The sequence below is a fragment of the Teichococcus deserti genome (genome assembly GCF_001982615.1).
In the GTDB taxonomy this organism is placed as follows: domain Bacteria; phylum Pseudomonadota; class Alphaproteobacteria; order Acetobacterales; family Acetobacteraceae; genus Pseudoroseomonas; species Pseudoroseomonas deserti.
Window position 1 is genome coordinate 1 of sequence record NZ_MLCO01000367.1, and the last position, 3,776, is coordinate 3,776.

Below are 3,776 nucleotides of genomic sequence, written 5' to 3' on the forward strand. Positions count from 1 at the left end.
GTGGCGCCCCCGCCGCGCCCCGCGACGAGGCCGCCACCGCGCAGGCCGTCTTCGCGGCGCTGCAGGAAAACGGCTTCCTGCCGCTGGCCTATGCCGAGGAAGGCGGCACCGCCGAGCTCGCCTTGGCCGGCGGCGATTACCGCAGCCTGGCGCAGGTGGCGTCGCGCGTGCTGCGGGCGGTGCAGCCTGCCCTGCCGCGCGACATCGAGATGCTGCGGCTGCGCTGGTGGCAGGCCCGCGTCGAGGTCGCGGTGCTGGAAATCCCCCGCGCCGCGCTGGAAGCGGTGGCCCGAAACCGCGCCTCCCCGGAGGAGGCCTGGGCCACCGCCCGCCTGCTGCCCGCGACCGGCGCCATCACCCCGGGCGCCGTCGAGAACGAAGGCCCCTTCTGGAGCTGGCAGGCCGGGCCGCGGGTCAACATGGCGCTCGGCGACCCGTCGCGCACCCTGCGCTGGCAGGCGGGCGTCGCGCTGGGCGGGCGGATCGAGCTCGGCGCCGGCTGGGCGCTGGCCGCCTCGGTCCAGCAGTCGCTGCTGGGCAATCTGGAGGGCGGGTTGCCTTCCGACAGCCGCCTGCCGCATGTGCGCAGCGACTATGCCCGCTATGCCCGCGAGGGCAGCACCGCGCTCTCCACCCTCTATGCCGAGCGGATCTGGAACGCCGGCCCGGACCTCTTCGCCCGCGGCACCGCGGGCTGGCTGGAGCCGATGTTCGCCGGCTTTTCCTCCGAGATCCTGTGGCGGCCAGTGGACAAGCCTTTTGCGATCGGCCTCGACCTGAACTGGGTCACCCAGCGCGCATTCGACCAGCGGCTGGGCTTGCGCGACTATTCCGTCGTCACCGGCCACGCCAGCCTCTATGCCGAGCTGCCCTGGTGGAACCTCTACGGCATCCTCCGCGCCGGGCGGTACCTGGCGGGCGACTGGGGGGTGACGGTGGAACTCGGCCGCCGCTTCGATTCGGGCATCGAAGTCGGCGGCTTCGCCACCTTCACCGACGTCTCCGCCGCACGTTTCGGCGAGGGCTCCTTCGACAAGGGCATCTATGTCCGCCTGCCCCTCGACCTCTTCGGCCGCGCCAGCCGGGCCCGCGGCACCGCGCTGATCCGCCCCGTCCAGCGCGACGGCGGCCAGATGCTGGCGGTCGACAACCCGCTCTGGGAGGTCAGCCGCGACGGCCGCGCCGACGCCCTGTCGCGCGGCATGGCCGGCTTCGGCCGCTGACAAGCCCGCGGGTCGCATTCCGGCTATCGCCGCGGCGACGCTTGACCGCGCGGCCCCGCATCCCGACTCTAGCAGGTGACGCAATGCGCGCGGGCCGCTCCCGGCCGGGCGCGCCAGGAACCTTTATCATGAGCGAACTCACCAAAGCCGTCAGCGACGAGAGCTTCAAGCAGGACGTGCTGGAGGCCTCTGTCCCCGTGCTGGTCGATTTCTGGGCCGAATGGTGCGGCCCCTGCCGCATGGTGGCGCCGATCCTCGATGAGATCGCCGCCGAATATGCCGGCAAGCTGACCGTGGCCAAGGTCAATATCGACGAGAACCCGATGACCCCGAACGACTTCGCGGTCCGCGGCATCCCGACCATGATCCTGTTCAAGGACGGCAAGCCGGTCGAGACCAAGGTCGGCGCCATGCCGCGCAGCCAGATGAAGGACTGGATCGCCGGGGCCCTGGCCTGATCTTCCTGTCCGATCGGGGCCGGTCGCTGCGCGCGGCCGGCCTCGCGCTTCTCCTGGGCATGGGGCTGCCGGTGGCGGCCTGTGCCCAAGCGCCTCTGCCGCCGGGTCTGGTCCAGAGCGAGGCGACGCGCTTCCGCCTGCAGCCCTTCGCGCAAGGCCTGGAGCATCCCTGGGGCGCCGCCTTCCTGCCCGATGGCAATTTGCTGGTCACCGAGCGCCCCGGCCGCCTGCGCCTGGTCTCGCCCGAGGGCCGCGTCTCGGCCCCGCTGTCCAACGTGCCGGCCGTCGCCGCCGCGGGGCAGGGCGGGCTGCTGGACATCCAGCTCGCCCCCGATTTCGCCACCACCCGTGACCTGTATTTCTGCGCGGCCGCCCCGGCGCGCGGCGGCAGCCTGACCCGGCTGTACCGCGCGCGGCTGGCCGCCGATGCGCGTTCGCTGGACGTGGTGCAGCCGATCCTGGACGCCGGCCCGGCCCAGTCCGGCAACGGCCATTTTGGCTGCCGCATCGCCTTCGACGGCGAGGGCTTTTTGTACCTCACCACCGGCGACCGCCAGCGTGTCTCCGAGCGCGCCCAGGACCTGGGCGACCTGGCCGGCAAGCTGCTGCGCCTGGACCGCGACGGGAAGCCCGCCCCGGGCAATCCCTTCCTCGGCCGCGAGGGCGTTCGCCCGGAAATCTACGCCTATGGCCTGCGCAGCCCGCAGGGCCTGGCGATCAACCCGGCGACTGGCAGCCTCTTCGAGGTCGAGATGGGCCCGCGCGGCGGCGACGAGGTCAACCTGCCCGCCGCCGGCGCCAATCTTGGCTGGCCGGTGGTCGGCCATGGCCGGGCCTATAGCGGCCTGCCGATCCACGAGGCGGAATCGCGGCCCGGCATGCAGGACCCCGAGCGCTTCTGGGTGCCCTCGATCAGCCCCTCGGGCGCGGGCTTCTACACCGGCGACGCCTTCCCGGCCTGGCGCGGCAACCTGTTCCTGGCGACGCTGAGCAGCGCCGGCCTGCTGCGCCTGACGCTGGACGGCGACCGGGTGGTTTCGGAAGAAAGACTGCTCTGGAACCAGACCCGGCTGCGCCACGTGCTGCAGGGGCCGGACGGCTTTCTGTACGTGCTGACCGATGAATCGCGCGGGCGGGTGCTGCGGCTGGTCCCGGCCGAGTAGCTATTTCAGCTGGCTGTCCTTGCTGCCGCGGCGGTTGATGCCGTAGGCGGCGGGACGGGCATCGCGCTCCGACTGGCAGGGGACGCAGGTGCGAGCATTGGGCAGCGCCCGCCGCCGCGCCTCGGGAATGTCCTCGCCGCAGTCCTCGCAATGCAGGTTGCCGCCGCCGGGCACGGCCAGCCGGGCCCGCGCCCGCTGCACGGCGTCGCTGACCGTGTCGTCGATCTGGTCCTGCACCGCCCCGTCCGGGGCCCAGCCGCTGGCCATTGTCCTGTCCGTTCCTGGTTCCTGGTTCCTGCGATGGCTTGACCTGGGGAGGCGGGGTGACCGCGCCAAGCGTGGCCGTGCCTCACGGGCAGGCGGGGTTCTCCAGCTTCCGCGCGCCCAGCGCCGCCGCGTCGAGGCCGCGTGGCCAGCGGGTCAGGCAGTCATAGGTCGCGCCCTCGAAGCGGCTGGCCTCGATCCGGGCGGTGGAAAGGTCGGCCTCCTCCAGCCGGGCGTCGCGCAGGTCGACCTCGCGCAGCACCGCCCGGTCGAGCGCCGCGCCGCGCAGGTCGGCCCGGCGCAGGTCGCTGCGGGTAAGGCGGGCGCCGGCGAGGTCGGTCTCGGTGAGCTCGGCATTCCCCAGGCTGACCTCCCGTCCGGCAATGCCCCGCAGCCTGGCCCGGTGCAGCGTCACGCCGTGCAGCTTCGCCCCGTCCAGCCGCGCGCCGTCGAGCCAGGCCCGGTTCATGTTGCCGTCGCCCACCACCAGCCCCGACAGATCGGCGCCGCGCAGATCGACGACGTCGTCGCCGATGGCGCTCAGCACGAGCCTTCCGATTTCGGCGCCCGCGAGCCGGGCATCGCGCAGGTCGCCGCCGCCGATCCACAGTCCACCGAGCCGGGCCTGGCGCAGATCGACGCCGCGTCGCCCGCCCTGCAGCTGCAGG

The 3,776-nt window shown here is 73.0% G+C and carries 5 protein-coding genes; 3 read left to right on the forward strand and 2 right to left on the reverse strand.

What is annotated here, in order from left to right; translation table 11 throughout:
* From BKE38_RS27300 to BKE38_RS27310, 3 genes are all read left to right on the forward strand, one after another.
* Window positions 1-1,223: YjbH domain-containing protein (locus BKE38_RS27300; protein ID WP_165694301.1), on the forward strand; the 1,223-nt coding region annotated here is incomplete at its 5' end.
* A gap of 128 nt (window positions 1,224-1,351) precedes the next feature.
* Window positions 1,352-1,681: a thioredoxin TrxA gene (trxA, locus tag BKE38_RS27305; RefSeq protein WP_076960338.1), complete on the forward strand. Its 330-nt coding sequence runs from the start codon at window positions 1,352-1,354 to the stop codon at window positions 1,679-1,681.
* A gap of 71 nt (window positions 1,682-1,752) precedes the next feature.
* Window positions 1,753-2,844 carry a PQQ-dependent sugar dehydrogenase gene (locus BKE38_RS27310; protein ID WP_242662588.1) on the forward strand — a complete coding sequence of 364 codons (1,092 nt, stop codon included), beginning with the start codon at window positions 1,753-1,755 and terminating at the stop codon, window positions 2,842-2,844.
* Here BKE38_RS27310 and BKE38_RS27315 read toward each other — a convergent pair whose 3' ends face one another.
* Both BKE38_RS27315 and BKE38_RS27320 read right to left on the reverse strand, forming a co-directional pair.
* Window positions 2,845-3,111 carry a DksA/TraR family C4-type zinc finger protein gene (locus tag BKE38_RS27315; protein ID WP_076960340.1) on the reverse strand — a complete coding sequence of 89 codons (267 nt, stop codon included), beginning with the start codon at window positions 3,109-3,111 and terminating at the stop codon, window positions 2,845-2,847.
* A gap of 82 nt (window positions 3,112-3,193) precedes the next feature.
* Window positions 3,194-3,776: pentapeptide repeat-containing protein (locus tag BKE38_RS27320; RefSeq protein ID WP_207553693.1), on the reverse strand; the 583-nt coding region annotated here is incomplete at its 5' end.